The organism is Flavobacterium xanthum (assembly GCF_900142695.1).
GTDB classification, from domain to species: Bacteria; Bacteroidota; Bacteroidia; order Flavobacteriales; family Flavobacteriaceae; genus Flavobacterium; species Flavobacterium xanthum.
Genome location: NZ_FRBU01000029.1, coordinates 16,441 through 40,111, shown reverse-complemented (window position 1 = coordinate 40,111; position 23,671 = coordinate 16,441). Strand labels below are relative to the sequence as shown.

General features: G+C 35.1%; 22 protein-coding genes and 1 tRNA gene. 11 read left to right on the top strand and 12 right to left on the bottom strand.

Annotated elements, in window-relative coordinates; all coding sequences use genetic code 11:
- Positions 1 to 121 precede the first annotated feature (121 nt).
- The 3 genes from BUC11_RS12210 to BUC11_RS12200 all read right to left on the bottom strand — a co-directional run bounded on the left by BUC11_RS12210 (position 122) and on the right by BUC11_RS12200 (position 4,506).
- Positions 122 to 1,897 carry a cytochrome-c peroxidase gene (locus BUC11_RS12210; protein WP_073354401.1) on the bottom strand — a complete coding sequence of 592 codons (1,776 nt, stop codon included), beginning with the start codon at positions 1,895 to 1,897 and terminating at the stop codon, positions 122 to 124.
- A gap of 93 nt (positions 1,898 to 1,990) precedes the next feature.
- On the bottom strand, positions 1,991 to 3,439 hold the full coding sequence (locus BUC11_RS12205; RefSeq protein ID WP_073354399.1) for a PhoX family protein: 1,449 nt from the start codon (positions 3,437 to 3,439) through the stop codon (positions 1,991 to 1,993).
- Positions 3,440 to 3,624: 185 nt separating this feature from the next.
- Positions 3,625 to 4,506: a PPK2 family polyphosphate kinase gene (locus BUC11_RS12200; RefSeq protein ID WP_073354397.1), complete on the bottom strand. Its 882-nt coding sequence runs from the start codon at positions 4,504 to 4,506 to the stop codon at positions 3,625 to 3,627.
- 137 nt (positions 4,507 to 4,643) lie between these two features.
- Here BUC11_RS12200 and BUC11_RS12195 point away from each other — a divergent pair, with 137 nt between their 5' ends.
- From BUC11_RS12195 to BUC11_RS12185, 3 genes are all read left to right on the top strand, one after another.
- Positions 4,644 to 5,495 carry a DUF6929 family protein gene (locus BUC11_RS12195; protein WP_073354395.1) on the top strand — a complete coding sequence of 284 codons (852 nt, stop codon included), beginning with the start codon at positions 4,644 to 4,646 and terminating at the stop codon, positions 5,493 to 5,495.
- Between the two features lie 77 nt (positions 5,496 to 5,572).
- Complete coding sequence (locus BUC11_RS12190) at positions 5,573 to 7,441, top strand: M61 family metallopeptidase (RefSeq protein ID WP_073354394.1); 1,869 nt, start codon at positions 5,573 to 5,575, stop codon at positions 7,439 to 7,441.
- 213 nt (positions 7,442 to 7,654) lie between these two features.
- Positions 7,655 to 8,365: a DUF4369 domain-containing protein gene (locus BUC11_RS12185; protein WP_073354391.1), complete on the top strand. Its 711-nt coding sequence runs from the start codon at positions 7,655 to 7,657 to the stop codon at positions 8,363 to 8,365.
- 143 nt (positions 8,366 to 8,508) lie between these two features.
- Here BUC11_RS12185 and BUC11_RS12180 read toward each other — a convergent pair whose 3' ends face one another.
- The 6 genes from BUC11_RS12180 to idi form a co-directional block, all read right to left on the bottom strand.
- Positions 8,509 to 8,970, bottom strand: coding sequence for a DUF5362 family protein (locus tag BUC11_RS12180; protein WP_073354390.1), 462 nt, complete (start codon positions 8,968 to 8,970; stop codon positions 8,509 to 8,511).
- 135 nt (positions 8,971 to 9,105) lie between these two features.
- Positions 9,106 to 9,179 (bottom strand) — tRNA-Thr (locus BUC11_RS12175).
- 78 nt (positions 9,180 to 9,257) lie between these two features.
- A complete protein-coding gene (locus BUC11_RS12170; RefSeq protein ID WP_073354389.1) occupies positions 9,258 to 9,524 on the bottom strand; it encodes a hypothetical protein in 267 nt (88 codons plus the stop codon).
- A 487-nt stretch (positions 9,525 to 10,011) separates the two neighbouring features.
- Positions 10,012 to 10,470, bottom strand: coding sequence for a peroxiredoxin (locus tag BUC11_RS12165; protein ID WP_073354388.1), 459 nt, complete (start codon positions 10,468 to 10,470; stop codon positions 10,012 to 10,014).
- Positions 10,470 to 10,880, bottom strand: a complete 411-nt coding sequence (locus tag BUC11_RS12160; protein ID WP_073354387.1) for a 6-pyruvoyl trahydropterin synthase family protein — start codon at positions 10,878 to 10,880, stop codon at positions 10,470 to 10,472. Before BUC11_RS12160 ends, BUC11_RS12165 begins: the two co-directional genes overlap by 1 nt.
- A gap of 13 nt (positions 10,881 to 10,893) precedes the next feature.
- A complete protein-coding gene (gene idi, locus BUC11_RS12155) occupies positions 10,894 to 11,454 on the bottom strand; it encodes an isopentenyl-diphosphate Delta-isomerase (RefSeq protein WP_073354386.1) in 561 nt (186 codons plus the stop codon).
- A 166-nt stretch (positions 11,455 to 11,620) separates the two neighbouring features.
- On the opposite strand from idi, the gene BUC11_RS12150 reads away from it, so the two are divergent.
- The 4 genes from BUC11_RS12150 (at position 11,621) to BUC11_RS12135 (ending at position 16,073) form a co-directional block, all read left to right on the top strand.
- Positions 11,621 to 12,082 (top strand): GNAT family N-acetyltransferase, encoded by a 462-nt coding sequence (locus tag BUC11_RS12150; RefSeq protein WP_073354384.1) that lies wholly within the window; start codon positions 11,621 to 11,623, stop codon positions 12,080 to 12,082.
- A gap of 304 nt (positions 12,083 to 12,386) precedes the next feature.
- Entirely contained in the window at positions 12,387 to 13,706 is a 1,320-nt protein-coding gene (locus tag BUC11_RS12145; protein WP_073354383.1) for an amidohydrolase, read from the top strand.
- Positions 13,707 to 14,129: 423 nt separating this feature from the next.
- Positions 14,130 to 14,915 (top strand): CHAD domain-containing protein, encoded by a 786-nt coding sequence (locus tag BUC11_RS12140; protein ID WP_073354381.1) that lies wholly within the window; start codon positions 14,130 to 14,132, stop codon positions 14,913 to 14,915.
- A gap of 72 nt (positions 14,916 to 14,987) precedes the next feature.
- Complete coding sequence (locus tag BUC11_RS12135) at positions 14,988 to 16,073, top strand: glycoside hydrolase family 130 protein (RefSeq protein ID WP_073354379.1); 1,086 nt, start codon at positions 14,988 to 14,990, stop codon at positions 16,071 to 16,073.
- 26 nt (positions 16,074 to 16,099) lie between these two features.
- Here BUC11_RS12135 and BUC11_RS16980 read toward each other — a convergent pair whose 3' ends face one another.
- Together BUC11_RS16980 and BUC11_RS12125 are read right to left on the bottom strand one after the other, a co-directional pair.
- Entirely contained in the window at positions 16,100 to 16,276 is a 177-nt protein-coding gene (locus BUC11_RS16980; RefSeq protein ID WP_175547752.1) for a hypothetical protein, read from the bottom strand.
- Between the two features lie 615 nt (positions 16,277 to 16,891).
- The gene (locus BUC11_RS12125) at positions 16,892 to 18,454 is read right to left on the bottom strand and encodes an NAD(P)/FAD-dependent oxidoreductase (RefSeq protein WP_073354378.1); all 1,563 of its coding nucleotides are present in this window, start codon (positions 18,452 to 18,454) and stop codon (positions 16,892 to 16,894) included.
- Between the two features lie 207 nt (positions 18,455 to 18,661).
- Here BUC11_RS12125 and BUC11_RS12120 point away from each other — a divergent pair, with 207 nt between their 5' ends.
- Positions 18,662 to 18,904, top strand: a complete 243-nt coding sequence (locus BUC11_RS12120) for a hypothetical protein (RefSeq protein WP_073354376.1) — start codon at positions 18,662 to 18,664, stop codon at positions 18,902 to 18,904.
- 76 nt (positions 18,905 to 18,980) lie between these two features.
- On the opposite strand, the gene recQ is transcribed toward BUC11_RS12120, so the two are convergent.
- Positions 18,981 to 21,176 carry a DNA helicase RecQ gene (gene recQ / locus BUC11_RS12115; protein ID WP_073354374.1) on the bottom strand — a complete coding sequence of 732 codons (2,196 nt, stop codon included), beginning with the start codon at positions 21,174 to 21,176 and terminating at the stop codon, positions 18,981 to 18,983.
- 85 nt (positions 21,177 to 21,261) lie between these two features.
- Between recQ and BUC11_RS12110 the strand changes: the two genes are divergently transcribed.
- Genes BUC11_RS12110 through BUC11_RS12100 form a run of 3 tightly spaced genes read left to right on the top strand, consistent with a single transcriptional unit; the run spans position 21,262 to position 23,388 of the window.
- Positions 21,262 to 22,227 carry a KpsF/GutQ family sugar-phosphate isomerase gene (locus tag BUC11_RS12110; RefSeq protein WP_073354411.1) on the top strand — a complete coding sequence of 322 codons (966 nt, stop codon included), beginning with the start codon at positions 21,262 to 21,264 and terminating at the stop codon, positions 22,225 to 22,227.
- Positions 22,227 to 23,042 carry a twin-arginine translocase subunit TatC gene (tatC, locus tag BUC11_RS12105; RefSeq protein WP_073354373.1) on the top strand — a complete coding sequence of 272 codons (816 nt, stop codon included), beginning with the start codon at positions 22,227 to 22,229 and terminating at the stop codon, positions 23,040 to 23,042. Before BUC11_RS12110 ends, tatC begins: the two co-directional genes overlap by 1 nt.
- Positions 23,035 to 23,388: a carboxymuconolactone decarboxylase family protein gene (locus BUC11_RS12100; RefSeq protein WP_073354371.1), complete on the top strand. Its 354-nt coding sequence runs from the start codon at positions 23,035 to 23,037 to the stop codon at positions 23,386 to 23,388. Before tatC ends, BUC11_RS12100 begins: the two co-directional genes overlap by 8 nt.
- Positions 23,389 to 23,671 lie beyond the last annotated feature (283 nt).

Sequence of the window (23,671 nt, the reverse complement as noted above, 5' to 3'; positions counted from 1 at the left end):
CGCTTATAACGAATCTTAAAAATTCGATTATAAGCGTTTTTTTTGGTCTATAAAAATGACACAAATCAAAACAGACGATGTTTTTCAGTGCCCTCGAAATTTCGAGGGCATTTTTTGTTTATTACAACGAATACTTTTTATCTGTCAAGGTTCGCATAAAGGCTATGAGTTGTTTTTTTTCTAAGTCTGTCAAATTGAGTTTGTCCTCGGGCAATGTTTGATTTGGCAAATTAAAACCCAACCCGTTCCCGCCGCCATCATTATAAAAATCAATTACTTCTTCTAGTGATTTGAAAACACCGTTGTGCATGTATGGCGCAGTCAATTCCACGTTTCTTAACGTTGGTGTTTTGAAAGAATTGCGATGAATCTCCGCTTTAGTTAAATCAAATTTTCCTAAATCAGTATCTAATTTTTTGTAGTGGTTTGGAACTCCCAAAACTTCACTTTCTGATTTCATAAAACTCGGCGGTACCGTTCCGTTTGTTAAGGGAATAAAATGGCATGTGGCGCATTTTGCTTTTCCGGCAAACAAATTAAAACCTGCAACTTCATTCCAATCAAACTTTTCATCACCGCGCATATAGGCATCAAATTTGGCATCATATTTACTAAGCGATCTGATGTAGGACGCCAATGCGTTCTTGATCCCAAATTCATCTATTTCTTTATTGGGAAATGCCTTTTGGAACCTCGTAACATAACTCACTTTATTTTTTAGAGCTAAAACTGATTGTACCAAAGAGCCGTGCATTTCATTTTCATTTTTAATAACCGCTACCGCTTGGTCTTCCAGATAATTGACTCTGGAATCATAGAAAAATACACGTTGAAATGCAATATGAGTCAGTGTGGGTGTATTTCTTTTTACTAAAGATTTACCATCCAATGAAATGGCTTTTTCCAAACCATCCGTAAATGCTTTTTCTGAATGATGACACGAAGCACAAGCACGAGAATTATCTCCTGACAAAACAGGATCATTAAACAATAATTTTCCTAAGGCTATTTTATCTGACGTTGTTTCATAATCTGGAAATGCAGAGAAAGCCTCTATGTCAAAGGCATTTGCATCAAAAAGTGTTTTTGCGCTAGTTCTTAGTCCTCTTGTCTCTTTCAAGAACGGAATTTTTAAGCTGACTTGCGTTTTATGTAAACCAATGCTTAACGGATTAGCAATTTTGCGAATAAAAAAAGCACGATCAAAGGAATTAAAAGAGGAATTGTCTTTTAAATATCGCTTTCCTACTTCCAGTGTAGTTAAAACCTGCTGCAAAGATGCATCCTGTGAATTAGCTGCATAAATTTTATAATATTTTTCAATACTTTCTAGCGCTGCTTGTGCTTCCGGAATGGATTGTTGCGCAATAGGGGAATCAAATCCAGTTATTCCCAGCGTTATGACTCTAAAAACTTCCAAACGCATCGCATCAAAAACATGCGCATCTGTGAATTCATTTGTTTGTGACACTTTGACCAAGCGCTTTAAGTTTGCTGATAGAATACCCATTTCCGTTAGCAATTCGGCTTTTAACTTTGCATTATACTCGGGAAAAATAAATTCTTCAATCACTTGAAATCCTTCAGCAGGCAATGTCTTTTTATCATTTTCTTCAAATTCTGCTAAGGCTGGCCCATTTATAGCTTTGGCAACTGCAGGAAAATAATATTCACTAATTATTTCTACTTGTTTGTAACTAGAGTGTGCCTGCAAAAATTGTTGTTGGAGTGCTGCTGTTGCAGTATTCGACTTAATTAAACGTTCCAGTTTAGAAACCTCTTCTACGACTTTTAGAATGTCGGCTTTGTATATATTATTTACCGATTCATGCTTCGGAATTGTTTTTTGGCAAGAGACCAATACGATAAGAACCAATAAAATACAACTATTTTTCATGATAAAGGGGAGTAATTTAAAAAATTATAAATAGCAAAAACCACGGTTCTTAAAAATTGAAACCGTGGCTACTTGCAATTATTTCATTGGTATTTATCGAGCTAATCCTTTGATCAAAACGATTTGACTTGCCTGATCTTCATTTGGACGATTTGTTCCTCCATCCACTCCTTTATACTTTGTCCCTCTCCAAGTGTGAGGTTGAACACTCAATAAAAAAGTATCATCAATTCCTAATTGATCGGAAACATCAATCATGGCTCCGTATTCCCAATCTCCAAATTTACTTATTCCTCCAACATTATATTTGGCTGCATCAGTAGCGGTACGACGGTGGTCCAACTCTACCACTACTTTCAGCTGTTTGGTTGCCATATTGTATTGATAAATGTAAGCGTCATGTGTTTCATCGCCATAGCCATTAGCATCTTCCTGAACATAAACATAGTTTTTTGTCACGCAGATATTATCTGGATTTTGAAATTTTCCTGCAATTCCAGTACGATCATCGCCATCAAGAAGTACTTCAAGAGTTCCAGCCAAAGGATTGTTTGCCTCTAAATTCAGTTTGTACACTCTACCATATTTTGTTCTGGAAGCATCTGCATTATTTCCAGTAGTGTTTTGTCCTGTAACATTAAAGTAAATTTCTCTCGCTCCTGCATCCGAACCTTTTTTATAATCTAAGTCCTCTACTCTACCAAATTTAATTCCTTTCAATGTATTTACAGCGGCGTTGATAGCGGCTCCAGTCATTGTGCTATGGTTTTCAATTTTCACAAAAGAAACACCGTAGGACTGATTCAATACCATATCTTTTTCTCTCTGATTGTCGTTTGTTCTTTTCATCATGTACAGAGATCCATTTATTAAATCACCAACAGTATTTGAAACATACATAAATACTTGACCTCCGTACGTACCTGAATCATCGTCCCCAATTACAATTACAGTTTTACCCGCAAAGGCAGACGCTTTTAATGGCAAAGCATTTTCAGCACTAATCCTACCTAAAGCAGGTAACTCCTTAGACACTGATGCTGATGCAACATCTGCAAAAGGATTAATTCCATGCGTACGAGATTCCTCGCCAGATTCTCCACAAGTCAAAAACAAAGGTCCAAAACCATGTTCAGCGACAGTTGCCATCGTAGCGCCACATAATCTCCAAGTACCTCCATTAGAATTCAATAAATATTCTCCTTTTGTTGGTTTGAATGTTTGGTCCAAAGTGACTCTTGATACTGCAAAATTATCCTCGTGATTGACCAAAAAAGTAAAAGTCCCATCCGCATTTTTAAGTAATCCTGATCCATCCGAAGAACCTCCAAAAACAAAATTTGGACTTCCTGCCAAAACATCATCTGAAGTGATTAGTGAAAAAAGTTCTACGTTTTCAAAACCTGATTGCTTTTTCAATAACACCGGAGTTACAGATTGATTTGCTAAAATAACACTCGTTGTTTGGCTAGAAGATTTAGAATCATTCTCACAGGAGAATAATGATGCTAAAAATAACATTGGTAAAATAGTTCTTTTCATTTTGGTTGTTTGTTTAAATTTTAAGCAAAGTAATGCTGTGAATTTAAACTCTGAATGAATTGAACATTAACAAAAAGCTAACAGTTGGCGGTTTTTAAAAGCACTAAAAACAATAAATTTACATCCTAACCGTATCATAATAGAATCATAAACTTCTAGTAACTTTTGTACGAAAATTAATTACATCAAACCTCTTTTTTCAATATATCCTTATACATTTCAATATTCGCTTTGACTTTTTCATCCATTTTTGGCTCTTGGATATCCTTGTGTTGCTGCATTTCTTCCCAAATAATTTTACCTACAATATAACGTGCCATTTCCTTATCATCAGCGGGAACAACATACCAAGGTGCTTTTTCAGTAGACGTATTATTTATTGCCTCTTCGTAATGCTGCATGTATTCATCCCAATGTTCTCTTTCTTTTAAATCTCCCGTAGAGAATTTCCAATTGTGTTTTCCCTCTTCTAAACGCCGCAACAAACGTTGTCTTTGCTCTTCCTTGCTCAAATGCAAAAAGAACTTCAACACGATAACTCCATTTTGGGTAATGTGCTTCTCAAAATTTCTGATCTGTTCCATGCGATTGTCCCAAAACTGAGGTGTAATATCCGCCACAGTTTCTATACCAGGCAAATTTTCATTCAGGATGTATTCAGGATGTACCCGCGTAACCAAAACATTCTCATAATGGGTCCTATTAAAAATAGTAAACTTTCCTTTTTCTGGCAAAGCCAAATAATGGCGCCATAAGTAATCATGTTCCAGTTCTGCAGAATTAGGCGTTTTAAAACTATGCACTACTACCCCACGGGAATTGAATCCTTTAAAAACTTCGCGTATCAAACTGTCTTTTCCAGAGGTATCCATTCCTTGCAAACAAATCAAAACACCGTACCGATTGTGCGCATACATTACGTCCTGTAAGTCGCTCAATTTACTGCTTACGTTTTCTAACTTGTCTTCTTTTTTATCATCACTCGCACCAATATCTAAATTGGTTGGTAATTTTGACAATTCAATGGGGTTGACTACTTTAAAATCATTGGGATTTATTGACTTCATAAGAAATAATTTATCTTTACCTCTCAAATATAATAAATTATAATAAGCCTTTTCCGGCTGTACACTTGAATCTTTTCATTTTTAAAACAAAAGAGAGAAACGATCGGGAATAGGGACTCTTTTTCAAAACACGCACAATGGAAAAATTCACACTGGAACAACAATTTCAAATCAGCGGCATTGGCGCTGCATCGGGACTGATCTACAAAGACAATTCACTTCTGATTATCGGTGACAACAGCAGCTATCTTTACGAATATAATATGAATTCTCGAAATTTAAAGCGCCATCCACTACTGGAAAATCCATCCGAAAACATTCTTAAAAAGGAAAAACCAGATTTTGAAGCCATTACGCCTTTTGGCGAAAGCATTTACGTTTTTGGTTCGGGTTCAACCCAAAAAAGAAACAAAATGGTACAAATTAATGCAGCTGATAAAAAAATAGTAGCTACAAATGACCTTACAGATCTGTATGCAGTTCTACAAAATTCTGCAGAAATAAAACCCGAAGATTTCAATATTGAAGGTGCAATTTACGATGGTAAAAGTTGGTATTTATTCAACCGTGGAAATGGAAGTTCTACTAAAAATGTTCTTTTCGAACTAAAAGGAGAACTACTGACCAAGCAAATTACTGTTCTATCTTACGCCTACCAACTGCCAACAATAAAGGGAGTTCAAAGCAGTTTCACTGATGGAATTCTAGTAGAAAACACCATTTATTTTTTGGCCACAGCCGAAGACACGACATCTACTTACGAAGATGGTGACGTATTAGGAAGCCTTATTGGAAGCATTGATCTGAAAACCATGAAAATTAATTTTACAAAAAAAATCAGTGATAGCCATAAATTCGAAGGCCTAACATTATATAAGCACTCCAAAGAAAAAATTGAATTTCTATTGTGTGAAGATAAAGATACCGATACTTTGGAAACGGACATTTACAAACTAAGTCTCAACTTGGACTGCGCTACAATCATTTAAACAAGGTTGAAAAATTGCTTTCCCTTGTAACAATTGTTCCATAACTGAGTCTAACAATTAAAAATAAAACACGACCAATGAAAAGAATATTTTTTGCATTAGCATTTGCTTCCGTTTTTTGGAGCTGCAAAACTGCCGGAACAGGCACAACGATGTCAAAACCAGCTATGGAAAAAGTGGCTGTTGCTATCGATTTAAACAATGTTAAAGAGGATAAGGTTATGGTTGTCGTTACATCCCCTAAAATAAGCCTGGATGAAGTAACCTATAGCGTTCCTAAAATTGTACCTGGGACTTACTCTATTGATGATTATGGGAAATACATTGAAGATTTCAAAGCATTTGATAGCAAAGGCACTTTACTTTCAACGACCAAAACAGATGAGAATACTTGGACCATCAAAAATGCGAAAACATTAGCGAAAATCACCTACCTCGTAAACGATACTTTTGACACTGAAAAAGGAAGTGGTTTTGGCAATATTGATATTTTTTCACCAGCTGGAACTAATATCGATGCAGGTAAAAATTTCATGCTTAACATGCATGGTTTTGTAGGCTATTTTCAAGATAAAAAAGACCTTCCGTACACTGTAAGTATTTCACATCCGGAAACACTTTGGGGAGCTACATCAATGACCGACATGGATTCAAGCACTACAAATGATTTATTTACTACAGCTCGGTACGCAGAATTGGTCGAAAATCCAATTATGTATGCTAAACCGGACTACACCACTTTTACAGTGGATGGTATGGAAATCTTAATTGGTGTGTATTCCCCATCTGGAAAAGTAACTGCTGAAAGTATAACTCCAGAAATGAAAACGATGATGACGGCTCAGAAAACGTTTTTAGGAAAAATCAACGCTACAAAAAAATATAGTGTTTTATTGTATTTATCAAGCCTGACGCCTACTGACGCCAAAGGATTTGGAGCTTTAGAGCACCCAACGGCAACTACCGTAGTTTTACCGGAAATGATGCCTAAAGCAGAGTTGGTAAAATCAATGCAAGATGTTGTTTCACATGAATTTTTTCATATTGTAACTCCATTGTCGATTCATTCTAAAGAAATTCATTATTTTGATTACAACACGCCAAAAATGTCACAACATTTATGGATGTATGAAGGAGTTACGGAGTATTTCGCTAATCTTTTTCAAATCAATCAAGGATTAATTACCGAGCAAGAGTTTTACACTCGCATGTCAGAAAAAATTGAGCATGCAAATGCAATGAATGACACTATGCCCTTCACAACCATGAGTGCTAATGTTTTGACAGAACCTTATAAAGAGCAGTACTTGAACGTTTATGAAAAAGGAGCGCTTATAGGAATGTGCCTAGATATCATCATTAGAGAAAAAAGTAACGGTCAGAGAGGAATTCTTGATTTGATGCAAAAATTATCTACTGAATACGGTGCTGCTAAACCTTTTAATGATGAGGAGCTTTTCGCCAAAATTACATCATTAACCTATCCTGAGGTGGGAACTTTTTTAACAACTTATGTTTCTGGAGCTACTCCCATTCCTTATGAAACCTACCTCTCCAAAGTAGGAGTTACAAAATCTATGAAGCAAGTCCCTGGAAATGTATTCCTAAAAGGACAAACTCCTTACATTACAGTAGACCAAAAAACAAAAGAAATTATCGTGATTCCAGCAATAGAATTAAACGATTTTTATAAAAATTTAGGAATAAAAGGCGGTGATATTTTAGTATCCATCAATGACAAATCATACTCCTTGGACAATATTTACGAAATGATTACTATCAGCCAAACTTGGAAAGAAAATGACTCGGTCTCTATTAAAATAAAACGAGACGGTAAAGAACAAGTGATTAAAGGCAAAGTAAAACTTCCTTATGAAGAGAAAGAAGGACTAAATGCTACTGATACAACAAAAACGACCTTAAAAGAGGCTTGGCTTAAAGCATAACCCAAAATAAAATTGAGAAATCCCAATGTAGCAATAGATTGGGATTTTTTTTGTGAAATTTGGAACTATATCTAAATTCTTTCCAACAATTTTCTTTATTTTGCGGCCAAATCTAAACACTATTAAAATCGGCATGATTTAATTCAAAAGCTCCGGCACAAATCATAAAAAAATTACGAAGTCATGCTCCAAAAAAACAAATTTTACTTTCCCATGAAAAAATCAATTATTGCATTCTTTGCACTTTTATTATTATCTGCTTGTAACAAAAACGAATCAAAAGGCAACTTACATATTACTGGAAATATTAAAGGATTAAAAAAAGGAACGTTGTATATTCAACGAATTGTAGATACAGCGTTGGTTGCTATCGACACCATCAATATCGATGGGAGCTCTTCTTTTGAAAGTAATTTGGATCTAAAATCTCCTGAGATGCTTTATTTATTCTTAGACAGAGGCGTGACTAATTCTTTGGACAATAATTTACCATTCTTTGCTGAGCCTGGAACCATAACTATTGAAACAACTTTGGATCGTTATTTATCTGACGCCAAAATAAAAGGGTCCAAAAATCAAGAAATATTTGAAGAATATAAAAAAATCAATACCCGTTTCACAGATGAAAATCTGTCTTTGATCGAGCAAAAATTTAATGCCATCAAAAGCCAAAACACACAAAAAATAGATAGTTTAAGCGCCAAACAAGATTCTAATATCAAAAGAAAGTACTTATTTGCTACCAATTTTGCACTAAATAACAGAAAATTTGAGGTAGCTCCTTACATTGCGTTATCCGAAATCTATGATATAAACATCAAATATTTAGATACGATTCAAAAATCAATGTCTCCAAAAGTAGCACAATCTCTGTATGGCAAAAAACTTACAGAATATGTTAGTTCTATTAAAAAGCAAAAATAAAAGACTCCTAATTGTTACTGTTACCTATTAAAACAAAAAAATCATCTTGTTCTGCAAGATGATTTTTTTGTTTTGTATAAAGTAGTAAAGAAATTAGAATACGCCTAATAAAACCTCATTATTACTTAGATCTAAAAAGCTCTTTAAACGCTAAAAGCCATTCTTCCAATAATCATTCCCACAAACATTAAGAGATAAAGAGAGAAAACAACAAGAGTCATTATCCCTATAAACTTATAATGTGATTTTAAATATCTAAAAGAAGTAGTCAACGTTTCAGAATCATTGGTATTTAAAGCTGCTTTAGCATTAGATGCGAATTTATTCAAGTAATACACTGGAAAGAAATAAAGTGCTGCAATAAGCAAATAAACGACAGCCATCGCCATTCCAAAAGAGGAACCCATCATTCCCATAGCAGGATTCATTTTCCCCATTGCAGAAAATAGTGTTCCCGCGAACAAAGCAGCTAAAATAATAAAACCAATTCCTATGTATCCTAGAATGGATAAAAAATAGGCCCATTTTGCTGTTTCCCTTAAAAAGTCTTTCGCAGACTCATTAAGTTTCATTTCGAAAGTTTCAATTACTGAATGCTCTTCCATAATTATTTTATATTTAGGTTAGATTTCAAATTTAACAAAAAAATTATGACATATCAATAAATAGAAGAGGCAATTACTAATTTAACTCCTTAAAACAAAAAACCACCTAACAAAAGTTAGGTGGTTTTATTAAAGAGCCGGCGGAGGGACTCGAACCCACGACCTGCTGATTACAAATCAGCTGCTCTAGCCAACTGAGCTACGCTGGCGACTCATTACGGGTGCAAATATAAGTCTGAATTTCTATTTTCCAAAACAAATTCAAACTTTTTTTGCGTTTTTTTTGACTACAATTCGTTGATTTTAGCAATCAATTGAATAGCAGTTTGTTCCAATTCAACATTAATTTGTTTGAAGTGTGCTTTTTTATCCTCTACATTTTTTGCATTCACTTTTGTGATCAAAGCGTCAAAAGCAGCGATAGCTTCGTCGATTAAACCATTTGTTTCAGTTGTTGGTTTTCCTGTAGTAGAAATTTCGAACAAGTAAACTGCTTCAATAATATCTCCTAAAACGTAGTTGATGTCTTTTTTTAAATTCTTAATGTTTGCCATTTTTATTTTTTTAAAATTTGAATTTTAATTTGCGTCTGCAAAAGTACACATAATCTTTCTATTACCGACTATGAAATGTAAATTTCTAAAATCGAAGCTTTTCCATTGAGAATGAATATATTCCTCGCTTTAAAATCAAAATAGGACTGCGTTTGCAATAGTTTCCTATTTAGTTCCCACATTCCATTTCTAAACCATTATAAAGCATGTTCCTCTTTCACTATTTAATAGCTCGTAATACTTCCAGCAAGACCATAAAATCAAGACCAACGCAGAAGACGTTAATCTGAATGTATTGATGAACTAACGATATTCCCAGAATAGTTATTCTGTTTCTATAACTTGACAAACAATGGTTTCGAAGAGGAAATAAATAGCTAATTCTCCTCTACTTTAAAAAGCATCCATTTTTGAAATACCTTTAATAAATCCGTCTATTATTCTGTAAATCAACAGAATCAAAAATAACTGTCTTTAGTACGAGCTCTTACACTACCAATTTTTTGATTGCTTGTAGTGCTTTAGGAATGTGTTTTGCAGCCAGCATACTGTCAAAAATCATTTGTATAATTCCATTTTTATCGGTAACATAGGTTACTCTTCCTGGAAGCAAACCAAACATACCAGTAGGAACTCCAAACAACTTTCTAATTTTTTTATCATCATCTGACAAAAGAATAAAGGGTAACTTATATTGCTTAGTAAACTTTAGATGTGATGCTACGCTATCACTACTAATTCCTATGACTTCAGCACCCAAATCTTTAAAATCTTCATATTGATCTCTAAAACTGCAGGCTTGTGTAGTACAGCCCGGTGTGTTGTCTTTTGGATAAAAATAAATAACTAAGGGTTTTTGTCCCACAATGTTCTGACTGTCAAAATCAATTCCGTCTGCATCTTTTGCCGTAAATTTAGGGATTTTGTCCCCTACTTTTAGTTCCATTATTCTCCTTTATAGGTTACAAAATTTCGAGGTGTTTCGTATAGAACTACTTCTAATTCAAATTCTGATTTGATTCTTTTTCTGATTTTGTTCCAAATCACTACTACTATATTTTCAGCTGTTGGATTTAAATCTTGAAATTCAGGAACATCTAAATTTAGATTTTTGTGATCGAATTGATTCTCAACATCCTCTTTGATTATATCACTTAAAAACTTCACATCCATAACATAGCCGGTTTCAGGATCAATCTCACCCGTCACGCTGACTATCAGTTCATAATTATGTCCGTGGAAATTAGGATTATTGCACTTTCCAAAAATCGCATCGTTTTGTTCAAAACTCCAATCTTTTCTGTGCAATCGGTGTGCCGCATTAAAATGGGCTTTTCGTGAAATGGTAACTTTCATATAGTAGAATAAATTAGGTGTTATGGGTTCCCTCTTCCGAAGAAAGAGGACTTTTATGTTCTTCCAAAAAATGATAAAATTCTTCAAAAATGATTTTAAACCAAACAGTATATAGTAAGGGATGAAGCTCCATATCTTTTTTAACTTCCTCAATTTTCATCCATTTCCAACTTTCAACTTCCTCTGGATTGATAACGGGCTCCCCATCATAATACCCAATCATCACGTGATCCAGTTCATGTTCTGTCAAGCCATTATCAAAAGGAGCTTTGTAGATAAAATGAAACAGTTCCTTGAGTTCTGTTTTAAAGCCCATTTCTTCAAACAATCGTCGGCTTCCGGCTTGAATATTTGTTTCTCCCTCACGCTGATGACTGCAACACGTATTGGTCCACAACAAAGGGGAATGGTATTTTTGACTGGCACGCTGTTGCAGCATGATTTCATTTTTACTATTCAAAACAAAGACAGAAAAGGCCCGATGCAACACCGCTTTTTCATGTGCTTCAAGCTTAGGCATCAGCCCTATTTGCTCGTCATTTTTATTAACTAAGATTACATTTTCTTCTATCATAGTGGTGAATTTCAGTTCAAAAATACAAAAAAGATAAATAGGGATAGGGGCTTTAACGTTCTCTTTCGATTTGTTGAAGTTGAATTATTAAAAGAATATCTAAATAAAATGATGCTACACCGTTCAAAATTCTGTTGTATTTTTATAAATATTTAAAAATAACACAATGTCTCCTATAACCATCCGAAAAGCACGCCTTACAGACTTAGAACAACTTCTTGTCTTTGAACAAGGGATTATTACTGCCGAACGCCCTTACGACCCCACTCTAAAAGAAGATCCCATTCATTATTATGATATCGAAAAAATGATTGCTGCCCCTCATATAGAAGTATTGGTAGCTGAAATAAATGCAGAAATTATTGCCTCCGGATACGCTAGATTAGAGGCTGCAAAACCTTATTTGAATCACGAAACGTATGGTTATCTTGGATTTATGTTTACGGATCCTAATCACAGAGGAAAGGGAGTAAACGCTTCCATCATCAAAGCACTTAAATCCTGGTGTAACTTACACGAAGTGTTCGAACTTCGGCTAGACGTTTACAGTGACAATGCTTCAGCCATTAAAGCGTATGAAAAGGCAGGATTTAAAAAACACCTTTTAAATATGAGGATGATTTTATAAAGGGTACGAATTTGTTTTTTCTAAATCAAAACCTCTTTTTAGACCGTCAAAATCTATAATCAGAACTTATTATAGTCATCTGTTCATGGCTACTTGGCAGTAGGACAAAAATTCTTTAGGAATCAATAATTTCAACGGAAAAAACTTTTCTTTTTAACATTTTTCTCAAAAAGAGTTTAGTTGTCTAAATGCCAAAACTATAAACTATTAATTTATATATTTGTTTTTAACATTATTTAGGTTTTTTCCAAAAAATACAATTAAAAATGCATTTTTAAGACTGTCATCCTTTACTATACCATTTATGAAAAAATTATTCATTTCTGCAGTTCTATTTTCTTTTGCCTGTACAACTTCAGCACAAAATACCGCCCTGAAAACTAAGATTAGCACGAAAGCAGAGTCTCTAGAATCCAAAGTTATTGCATGGCGTAGGGACTTTCACCAAAATCCAGAATTAGGGAATAGAGAATTTAAAACCGCAGAAAAAATAGCGACACATTTGCGCGCTTTAGGTATCGAAGTACAAACCGGAGTCGCTAAAACTGGAGTTGTAGGCATTTTAAAAGGAGGAAAACCCGGACCGGTTGTCGCCCTTAGAGCAGATATAGACGCCTTACCAATAAAGGAGCGGGTAGCTATCCCATTTGCTTCAATAGCGGAAGGAGAATACAATCAAAAAATAGTGCCAGTGATGCATGCTTGTGGACATGACACCCATATCGCTATTTTGATGGGAACTGCCGAAATTTTAGCTTCTATAAAAAGCGACTTAAAAGGGACTGTTAAATTTATTTTTCAACCTGCTGAGGAAGGTCCACCTGAAGGAGAAGAAGGAGGAGCAAAATTGATGGTAAAAGAGGGCGTTTTAGAAAATCCTAAAGTTGATGTTATTTTTGGCCTTCACATCAATGCCCAAACAGAAGTGGGGAAAATAAAATATCGTCCAATGGGAACTATGGCAGCTTCAGATTGGTTCACGATTAAAATTAAAGGCAAACAAACACACGGTGCTTATCCATGGCTGGGTGTCGATCCAATCGTCACAGCAGCTCAAATTGTGATGGGAATCCAAACCATTGTAAGCCGAAATGTTAACATAACTGAGTCTGCCGCAGTTATTAGTGTGGGGCAAATCAACGCCGGAGTAAGAAGTAATGTTATTCCAGAGGAACTAATTATGACCGGTACCATTCGTTCGTTAGACCGTCAAGTGCAAGACTTGTTGCATTCCCGACTAAAACAAGTTGTAAATTCAATTGCTGAAAGTGCCGGAACTACAGCTGATATAAATATAACTAACCAAACTCTTATTACCTACAATGATCCATTATTGACAGAAAAAATGGTTCCTACACTAGAAGGAACTGCTGGCAAAGCGAATGTTTCAATTACACCTGCTGTAACTGGCGCAGAAGACTTTTCTTATTTTCAGGAAAAGATTCCAGGCCTGTACTTTTTTCTAGGTGGCGCTCCTAAAGGCAAGCCTATTTCAGAGACTGCTCCTCATCATACGCCCGATTTCTATATCGATGAAAGTGGTTTTGTATTAGGAATGAAGGCGTTGTCTGACCTAACAGTAGATTACATGGAAATGAATAGTAAAATAAATAACACCAACTAGGAATTGGTATTATTAGGATGAATTTTGTCAAAGCAAGTAATTGTTTTACCTTCTTTAGCAAAAAGTGGTGCGGCTTCCTTACGCTAAAAAAGTCTTCGTAGCTTGTCTAAAATCAGGATGGTACGCACCGCCCGACCAAAAGTCAAAAAGTTCAAAATACGCGATCGACTAGTTTAGTAAAGACCCAATTGTAGTAGCAATACAAAATCAATTAGCACAGCAACCGACAACAAATTTCTTCTTTTTCAACTCTTGTTGGATTTTATTTTTAAATATAATAACAATTTGATTTTAAACACCATAAGCATTTTATTCTATGGTTTTTAATTAAATTTACTTCACTATTTTTAGCTAACCTTTCATTAGGGAAAATCTGAGGATAGGCTCAACGATTCGTAAAATTACCAACTCAAGTTCCACAAAATGAAAGTACTTGAAACCTATTTTAAAAACCATAAAAGTGCTGTAAACCGCCTATTGGAAACAGCACCTGTAGTTTATACTGTCGAAACTTTCCATGAACTACGGGTTGAACTTAAAAGATTTAAGGCATTATTTGAATTGGTTGCCTTTTGCTCAAAGACATTTAAACTTAAAAAGACCTTTGCACCATTTAAAATTATTTTTAAAAAAGCAGGAAAACTTAGGAAAATTCAAGTAGTTCAACCTATTCTAGAACAGCAGCCCAATTTTCATTTAATCAAAAGCTATTCCTATCGCTTAAAGAAACTAGAGGAGAAAGCACGAAAAGAATTCTTTTCAATTACCAATAAGCGCTTCACCAAAAAGCTAAAGCAAAAGTATCCCATTGTCATTTGTTTCCTTAAAAAAACAAGGACAAAGAAAGCGAATCGATATTTGAACAAAATCACTAAGGAGAAAAAAAAAATAATTAGTAAGAATGCTTTTAAAAAGAAACAAATTCATGCCTTTCGGAAAAGATTAAAAGTACATCAATACAACACAAAAATCTTTGATTTAAATCAGCAAAGTAAGCTAGTTCCTGAAAAGATAACGCTATCGGACATGCTTGGAGAATGGCATGATTGCGAAGTAGTTATTGCTCTCTTAAAAAAAGCTATTAAGTCCAAAAAGACAATTTCAAGGGAAACGAAACATCTTGTAGCAATCAAAAAACTATTACTTTTAAAAAGCGACTTGTTAATCAATAAAATAAATGGAACTTTACCCTATCACACTCTTTTATAACTATTGGAGACTACAAAACACTAACAACTGCGGGAATCAGGCGGTGCCTCCTTGTTTAACTTGATAAATATTATGAAACAAATCTTTACACTACTATTCTTATTTATTTTAATCGGTTGCGGCAGTAATCCAGCTTTTAACTCCGAAACGAAAAGCAAAGATTGGGCACTCCTAAACTTTGTCAAAGTAGACAGCCTCAACCCTATTTTGGAACCTGAATTTCAACAAGTTTTTCAATCGCCAATCAGCAACAAACAAATACACTGGGAAGAACGAAATGTACTGAATCCCTCAGCAATTGTAAAAGACGGAAAGGTATACCTGATTTATAGAGCACAAGATAAAGACATGACATCAAGACTGGGACTGGCCATAAGTGATGACGGACTTCATTTTAAAAAACAACCAGCGCCTATATTCTACCCAGACAACGATATTATGAAACAGTACGAGTGGAAAGGTGGTGTTGAGGATCCAAGAATTATAGAAAGTGAGAATGGCACATACATCATGACCTACACTTCGTACGATGGTAAAACGGCCCGACTTTGTTTAGCCAGCTCAAAAGATTTATTCACTTGGACCAAACACGGTTTAGTTCTAAAGGAAGAGAAATACAAAGATATGTGGTCTAAATCTGGTGCCATCGTTTGTAAATTATCCGGCGACAAGATAATCGCTACAAAAATACAAGGCAAATATTGGATGTATTTTGGAGATACTGATTTGTATGTGGCAACTTCCGTAGATCTCATTCATTGGAACGTAGCCGAAAATGAGGAAAATAAAAAAATGATTTCCGTTTTGCATCCACGCATGGGGTATTTTGACAGCCGTTTAGTAGAACCCGGCCCTTTTGCTTTGCTACAGAAAGAAGGAATTGTACTAATTTATAATGGCAGCAATGCCGCTAATTATAATGATTTGAATTTGCCTAAATTCACTTATGCCGCAAGCCAAGCCCTTTTTGACAAAGAACATCCTTATAAGTTAATTGACCGAATGGACGATTACTTTATTCATCCAGACAAACTGTATGAAAAAACAGGCGAGGTAAATGAAGTATGCTTTGTTGAAGGCTTGGTTTATTTTAAAAAGAAATGGTTTCTGTATTATGGAACAGCCGATTCCAAAATTGCCGTTGCTGTTAAAAAATAAACGCCTTCTCTTCAACCACAAACAAACTATTCCGCTACTAAACTTTCTAGATATGCGAGGAATCTAGATAGTATACCCCTACTATTTTCACTGGTTAAATTTTTTTTTTCAACTTTTTCAAATTCGTTAAAAGTAGAAATAAAGAAAGCAACAAAGCATAAAATCACCACTACTGTCAGGATAATTAATTCTATATTTTCCATTTTATTTTTTGAGTTTAAGATTTAAAAATATTAAAAGACCTAAAATTGTTGGAGGCCATAAACCAATAAAAATAGCTCGTTGAGGATCTTTTAATACTATATAAAAATATTCGGAAGTAAAAATTAGTCCTACCACAAGTAGTAAAATTAAAATTTCAGATTTTTTAAATTTTTGAAACATATTTATGATTTTTATAGTTTTTTTTAAAATATTTTTAAATATAATGTTAAAAGTAAAAAACATTTCACAAGATGATTGTTTTTATCAAGCTAAAGTTCTAGATTATATTAACTATAAATAAAGAAAATTTAAAATAATAATTAGGAAAACATTAAAATCAATAAAACTGGTAAATAATGAAACGAGATCTTTTCGCACTTGAGTGAGATTATTGCGAAAGTTTACTACAATAAAAAACACAATCCCCTTTTGGGAAATGGACTAAAAATAGTTATGTGTAAAGTAACTTCTTTTTTAAAATCTAAAACAAAAAACGCAGGTACTGCCATTTTTATAAAATAAAGAGCAGGAATGCTTTACAACCTACAGCTCTTAATGTAATTGTAGAAACAATAAAAAATGGCCAAAAAAGATTTAAAAAAATTAGAGCTTTTTTATTTATTCAAGATTGCACCAATCATCAAAGCGCATTTTTCTCCATCTATGGCAGCAGATATAATTCCGCCCGCATAACCTGCACCTTCTCCACATGGATACAATCCTTTTATTTGAACATGTTCGTAAGTCAAGGGATCTCTTGGAATACGCACTGGCGAAGAGGTTCTGGATTCCGGAGCATGAAGAATAGCTTCGTTAGTTAAATAACCTCGCATGGATTTCCCAAATTCGGTAAACCCTTCTCGTAAAATCTGGCTTAAAAAACCAGGAAAAACCTGCCCCATTTCTACCGAAGTGGTTCCTGGAACATAAGACGTTTTAGGAATATCCGATGAAACTCGGTTTTGTGTAAAGTCAATCATGCGTTGTGCTGGTACTTTTTGAGTTTCTCCAGCTAAATGCCAAGCACGTTGCTCGATACTTTTTTGGAATTCCATTCCGGCCAAAGCACCAAATTTGGCAAATGGTTTAAAATCTTCTAATTTCAATTCGATTACAATTCCCGAATTGGCCGTCGCCTGATCCCTCTTTGATGGTGACCAACCGTTCGTCACTACTTCACCTGGACTCGTAGCACAAGGCGCTATAACACCACCAGGGCACATACAAAACGAATACATTCCGCGACCATTAACCTGCTTCACAATAGAATAAGGTGCTGGAGGTAAATGTTCACCACGGTAATCGCAACTGTACTGAATGCTATCGATCAAAGATTGAGGGTGCTCCGCTCTAACGCCCAAGGCAAAAGGTTTGGCTTCTATAAAAACTTTCTTTCTATCTAATAATTCAAAGATATCACGGGCAGAATGACCCGTTGCCAAAATTATTTTACTAGCAAGAATCGTGTCTCCTTTTTGAGTAACGATTCCCTGAACTTCATTGTTTTTTATTAAAATATCAGTCAATCGCGTTTCAAACAAAACTTGTCCACCACATTCGATAATTTTCTCTCTGATATCCTGAATAATTTGCGGTAATTTGTTAGTCCCAATATGAGGATGTGCTTCGATCATGATATCCTCTGAAGCCCCAAAAGCGACAAATAATTCGAGAATTCGAGTAACATCACCACGCTTTTTAGATCGCGTGTACAATTTCCCGTCCGAATAGGTTCCTGCACCTCCTTCGCCAAAACAATAATTAGAATCTTCATTCACCAGATGATCTACATTAATGGCTTTCAAATCACGACGACGGCCACGAACCTCTTTTCCGCGTTCAATCACTATGGGTTTCAATCCCAACTCTATTAATTGCAATGCAGCAAAAAGACCTGCTGGCCCTGCCCCTATTACGATTACTTCTTGTGCGCTAGCCACATTTTTGTAATCAGGAAGTTGAATTTTGGTTTCCTGAAAAGGCTCTCCTTTTATATAAATCGCCACTTTCAAATTGATTTTAATCGCTTTCTGACGTGCATCAATGGAGCGTTTTAAAATAGAAACATGCTGAATATCGGCTACTGAAACTTTGATTTGTTTCGACAAATAATCTTTCAGCAACAATTCGTTTGAAGCTATTTCTGGAGTAACCTGTAATAAAAGTTCTTGAGGCATTGTCTTGGATTGTTCGATTTTTAGACTATCAGACGTTTAAAAGTGTCTTACATAATTCTGGTACAAAAGTAGTATTTTGAACTGACTTCTTCTTACTGAAAGAATAATCCGTTCTCAATTTTTTAAAATTGACCTCTTTTCGAATTAGACTTTGTAACTTTGCCTCTTCAAAACAGTTAAACCGCTAACCGATTACTCGTAGAAAAAATGTCTAGAAAAATAAAATTGATTTGGGATTTTCGTGGACCGGCTTCCGCAAAAACGGCAGAACATCACGAAATTCATTTGAAAGAATACATAGCAATTGAAAAACTTGCTTTAAATATCACCGGTTTTGAGATTCAAAGCGAAATGCAAGCAATTGCTTTCATGGTGGTAACCGATGAAAACATGATTCAGGTTCGCGATGCTTTGAAGCCGCATCGGGGAGAAATTTTTAGTAGTCAGTAGTCCGCTTTTAGTGATCAGCCCAATTATACCATACTGAAATAACTGAATACTAAAAAACTGTACACTGAACACTGCTTTAATTCGCTACTTCACTAATGAATTTAATTCGCATCAAACGCAATTCGTCGAGATCATAATCTCCATCAAATTCTTTTAAGGCAGATTCTATATTATCGGATTCCGATTCCATAAAATAATCATGAATTTCTTCCTGTTGATCATCGTCCAACATATCATCAATCCAATATTTGATATTCAGTTTAGTTCCAGAATAAACAATTTGCTCCATTTCTTTGATCAAAGCATCCATGTTGATTCCTTTGGCAGAAGCGATATCATCCAAAGACAATTTTCTGTCAATGTTTTGAATGATATAAAGCTTATTTACGGAATTGACTCCGGTAGATTTCACTACTAAGTCTTCTGGACGAGTAATGTCATTTTCGGTAACATAACGGCTAATTAATTCTAAAAATTCCTTTCCGTATTTTTTTGCTTTTCCTTCGCCAACTCCATGAATATTAATCAGCTCTTCTTGAGAAATAGGGTATTTCAAAGCCATATCTTCCAGTGAAGGATCTTGAAAAACCACAAATGGAGGAACGCCTACTTTTTTAGCTACTTTTTTTCGCAAATCACGCAACATTCCCATGAGAACTTCATCGGCAACTGCTGTTGATTTTGAGGCTGTGACAATCGCTTCGTCTACTGATTCATTGTATTCATGATCCTCGGACATCATAAAAGATTGTGGCTTTTTAATAAAATCCAATCCTTTATCTGTGATTTTTACAATGCCATAGGTCTCAATATCTTTAGATAAAAACCCGGCGACTAATACTTGACGCAGTAGGGCCATCCAATATTTTTCATCATGACCTGCACCACATCCAAAAAAGGATTGTGCATCCGTTCTATGTGCTTTAATTACTGCATTTACGCGACCAATTAAAGTAAAGACAACCTCTTTAGATTTGTATAAATGTTTGGTATCCCGCACCACTTCTAACAGCTTTACGACTTGTGCTTTGGCCTCTACTTTCGCTTTTGGATTGCGAATATTGTCATCCATATCAGCACCTTCGCCATGTACATCATCAAATTCCTCACCGAAATAATGTAATAGAAACTTTCTTCTGGACATCGAAGTCTCGGCATAAGCCACAACTTCCTGTAATAATGCGAAACCTATTTCCTGCTCAGCAACTGGTTTACCGGACATGAATTTTTCTAATTTTTCGACATCTTTATAGGAATAATAAGCTAAACAATGCCCTTCGCCACCATCACGACCAGCACGACCCGTTTCTTGGTAATAACTTTCTAATGATTTTGGAATGTCATGATGAATTACAAAACGTACATCGGGTTTATCAATTCCCATTCCAAAAGCGATAGTTGCCACCACCACATCTACATCTTCCATCAAAAACATATCTTGGTGTCTGGCTCGGGTTTTAGCGTCCAATCCTGCATGATACGGCACGGCACTAATTCCGTTTACCTGCAAAACTTCGGCAATAGCTTCCACTTTTTTGCGGCTTAAGCAATAAATAATTCCTGATTTCCCTTTGTGTTGTTTTATAAATCGAATAATATCCGATTCAATATTTTTTGTTTTTGTGCGTACTTCGTAATATAAATTAGGTCTATTGAAAGAGGCTTTGAAAGTTGTAGCATCTGTCATGTCTAAGTTTTTCAGAATATCTTCTTGTACTTTTGGTGTAGCCGTAGCGGTCAAACCTATGATAGCCACATCGCCCAATTGCTTGATAATGTGCTTTAAATTTCGATATTCTGGTCTAAAATCATGTCCCCACTCTGAAATACAATGGGCTTCATCAATTGCGACAAAAGAAATAGTAACATTTTTAAGAAAATTAACATACTCCTCTTTAGTCAAAGATTCAGGAGCAACATAAAGCAACTTTGTCAATCCAGACGTGATGTCTTTTTTTACTTGCGTAATTTCAGTTTTAGTAAGGGAAGAGTTTAAAACGTGAGCCACTCCATTTTCAGAAGACAAACTCCTAATGGCATCCACCTGATTTTTCATCAAAGCAATTAGGGGAGAAACAACTATAGCCGTTCCTTCCTGAATTAAAGCAGGCAATTGATAACAAAGTGATTTTCCTCCTCCAGTAGGCATAATCACAAATGTATTCTGTTGATTCAGTATACTTTTTATGACTTGTTCCTGCAATCCTTTAAATTGGCTAAAGCCAAAATACTTCTTTAATTCTTTGTGTATGTCAATTTCGTTTGGATTCATTCTTTATTATGTGGTATTTTGTATAAATTTGCGACACCTAAAGGTACAAATTTCTTTTACACATACAAATTTTAATTATTCTGTTTTGATCACCAAAGAAAATATATTGGCCAGCGCCAAAAAAACCATCTTATCGGAAAGCCAATCCATAGCTAAACTAATTGATTTACTAGACAATAACTTCATTGAAGCCACGCAAAAAATCTATAATTCAAAGGGGCGATTAGTCGTAACAGGAATAGGAAAAAGCGCTATCATAGCTCAAAAAATGGTCGCTTCCTTCAATTCTACTGGGACGCCATCTCTTTTTCTGCATGCTTCTGAGGCCATTCACGGAGATTTAGGCATGATTCAAAGCGAGGATGTTATCATTTGTATTTCAAAAAGCGGCAACAGTCCAGAAATAAAAGTCTTAGTTCCGCTTTTAAAACGTTTTGGAAACACGCTGATAGCAATAACAGGCAACATGACCTCCTTTTTGGCTAAAGGTTCCGACTATATTTTAAATACAACTATAGATGCGGAATCTTGCCCAAACAACCTAGCACCCACCAATAGCACTACGGCACAATTAGTCATGGGCGATGCTATTGCGGTATGCCTAATGGAAATGCGTGATTTTAAACCGGAAGATTTTGCGGTGTACCATCCCGGTGGTGCATTAGGCAAGAAATTATTGCTCCGTGTAAAAGACATGTTGGAGTACAGCCTAAAACCTATGGTTGCTCCAGAAGCCTCCATAAAAAAAGTTATTTTTGAAATTTCGGAAAAACGTCTTGGCGTAACTGCCGTAGTCGAAAATGATATAGTAATTGGTATTATTACTGATGGTGACATTCGAAGAATGCTAAACGACCGCGATTCTTTTGCTGATTTGACAGCTCGAGATATTATGACCAAAAACCCAAAAATGACTTCCTCCAATACAATGGTAGTAGAAGCATTAAATATAATGGAAGATTTTTCCATTACCCAATTAGTGGTTGTTGACGATACGCACTACAAAGGCATACTGCATTTACACGATATTTTAAAAGAAGGAATAGTATAATGGCAAAAAAAAACTTAAACGAAATGTCGTTTTTAGATCATCTTGAAGAATTAAGATGGTTATTGGTTCGAAGTACAATTGCAATATTAATTTTGGCTACATTCACTTTTTTTGTGAGTGATTACATTTTTGATGTCGTCATTTTTGGGCCCACCAATGCTAACTTTATTACCTACCGCTTTTTTTGTGATCTCTCCAATCAACTGGGCTTCGCCGAAACTATTTGTGTAACAGAAATGCCTTTTATCATTCAAAACACGAATATGGAAGGGCAAATCAACGTTTTGATTTGGACCTGTATAACCGCTGGATTCATTCTTGGATTTCCGTTTATACTTTGGGAAGTATGGAAATTCATTAGTCCCGCTTTATATGCCTCAGAGAAAAAACATGCGAAACTTTTCATTTTTTCGTCTTCGTTACTTTTCTTCCTTGGCGTCTTGTTTGGGTACTATGTAATTGTTCCCATGTCCGTCAACTTTTTTGCAACATTCACCATCAGTGATGTTGTGAAAAACCAATTTAGTATCGATTCTTACATTGGACTCGTAAAAACCAGCGTGATTGCTTGTGGGTTGTTTTTCGAATTGCCTATAATCATCTATTTCTTGACTAAACTTGGGTTAGTAACACCCGTTTTCTTGAGAAAATATTGGAAATATGCCGTAATTATTATTTTAATAGTTGCGGCAATAGTAACCCCTCCGGATGTTGTAAGTCAAATTATTGTAACCATTCCGATGTTGTTAATCTATGAAGCAAGTATCTTAATTTCAAAAATAGTAGTAAAAAATCAAAAAAAAATAAATGGCTGATATAATCGAAGAATTCAATGAATACCGTTCTAAAATGAACGAAAAATTACTAGCAGACAACAACAAAATTGTGAAACGAATTTTTAATTTGGATACCAATGCATACGCTGCTGGCGCACTAGATGTAAAAACTAAAGAGTTGCTAGGATTAGTTGCTTCGGCAGTTTTAAGATGCGATGACTGTGTAAAATACCATTTGGAAACCAGCCATAAAGAAGGCGTTACCAAAGAGGAAATGATGGAAGCCATGGGAATTGCAACACTTGTAGGTGGAACTATTGTAGTACCTCATCTAAGAAGAGCATATGAATTTTGGGAAGCTCTTGAAGAAAAAAGTGGTCAGTAATCAGTCAGCTGTGATCAAGGCAAACACTTCCTTTTTTTAAACCACATAGAGACATAGAAAAAAGTAAAAAAAAGAGTTGGATATGAATAATTCTTCTACATAGCTATGTATTCTTTGCAAAATGAAATCCCTTTTTGCTTTAAACAACTAAAATCTATGTTCCTATGTGGTTTAAAATTTATTTATGATGCGTTTGCCCTAAAGCATTGATATGAATTTAGAAATTCCAAAATTGAAGTTAAATCAATATACTAAAGAAACAAAATTCGTTTCTTTGCAATTA

Excerpts from the sequence above, each read along its gene's own strand:
- BUC11_RS12185 (WP_073354391.1), top strand. The coding sequence starts at position 7,655 with ATGAAAAAATCAATTATTGCATTCTTTGCACTTTTATTATTATCTGCT.
- BUC11_RS12160 (WP_073354387.1), bottom strand. The coding sequence starts at position 10,880 with ATGAAAGTTACCATTTCACGAAAAGCCCATTTTAATGCGGCACACCGA.
- BUC11_RS12205 (WP_073354399.1), bottom strand. The coding sequence starts at position 3,439 with ATGAAAAGAACTATTTTACCAATGTTATTTTTAGCATCATTATTCTCC.
- BUC11_RS12200 (WP_073354397.1), bottom strand. The coding sequence starts at position 4,506 with ATGAAGTCAATAAATCCCAATGATTTTAAAGTAGTCAACCCCATTGAA.
- BUC11_RS12210 (WP_073354401.1), bottom strand. The coding sequence starts at position 1,897 with ATGAAAAATAGTTGTATTTTATTGGTTCTTATCGTATTGGTCTCTTGC.
- tatC (WP_073354373.1), top strand. The coding sequence starts at position 22,227 with ATGGCAAAAAAAAACTTAAACGAAATGTCGTTTTTAGATCATCTTGAA.
- BUC11_RS12150 (WP_073354384.1), top strand. The coding sequence starts at position 11,621 with ATGTCTCCTATAACCATCCGAAAAGCACGCCTTACAGACTTAGAACAA.
- BUC11_RS12145 (WP_073354383.1), top strand. The coding sequence starts at position 12,387 with ATGAAAAAATTATTCATTTCTGCAGTTCTATTTTCTTTTGCCTGTACA.
- BUC11_RS12195 (WP_073354395.1), top strand. The coding sequence starts at position 4,644 with ATGGAAAAATTCACACTGGAACAACAATTTCAAATCAGCGGCATTGGC.
- BUC11_RS12170 (WP_073354389.1), bottom strand. The coding sequence starts at position 9,524 with ATGGCAAACATTAAGAATTTAAAAAAAGACATCAACTACGTTTTAGGA.
- idi (WP_073354386.1), bottom strand. The coding sequence starts at position 11,454 with ATGATAGAAGAAAATGTAATCTTAGTTAATAAAAATGACGAGCAAATA.
- BUC11_RS12120 (WP_073354376.1), top strand. The coding sequence starts at position 18,662 with ATGTCTAGAAAAATAAAATTGATTTGGGATTTTCGTGGACCGGCTTCC.
- BUC11_RS12125 (WP_073354378.1), bottom strand. The coding sequence starts at position 18,454 with ATGCCTCAAGAACTTTTATTACAGGTTACTCCAGAAATAGCTTCAAAC.
- BUC11_RS12140 (WP_073354381.1), top strand. The coding sequence starts at position 14,130 with ATGAAAGTACTTGAAACCTATTTTAAAAACCATAAAAGTGCTGTAAAC.
- BUC11_RS16980 (WP_175547752.1), bottom strand. The coding sequence starts at position 16,276 with ATGGAAAATATAGAATTAATTATCCTGACAGTAGTGGTGATTTTATGC.
- recQ (WP_073354374.1), bottom strand. The coding sequence starts at position 21,176 with ATGAATCCAAACGAAATTGACATACACAAAGAATTAAAGAAGTATTTT.
- BUC11_RS12165 (WP_073354388.1), bottom strand. The coding sequence starts at position 10,470 with ATGGAACTAAAAGTAGGGGACAAAATCCCTAAATTTACGGCAAAAGAT.
- BUC11_RS12135 (WP_073354379.1), top strand. The coding sequence starts at position 14,988 with ATGAAACAAATCTTTACACTACTATTCTTATTTATTTTAATCGGTTGC.
- BUC11_RS12190 (WP_073354394.1), top strand. The coding sequence starts at position 5,573 with ATGAAAAGAATATTTTTTGCATTAGCATTTGCTTCCGTTTTTTGGAGC.
- BUC11_RS12100 (WP_073354371.1), top strand. The coding sequence starts at position 23,035 with ATGGCTGATATAATCGAAGAATTCAATGAATACCGTTCTAAAATGAAC.
- BUC11_RS12180 (WP_073354390.1), bottom strand. The coding sequence starts at position 8,970 with ATGGAAGAGCATTCAGTAATTGAAACTTTCGAAATGAAACTTAATGAG.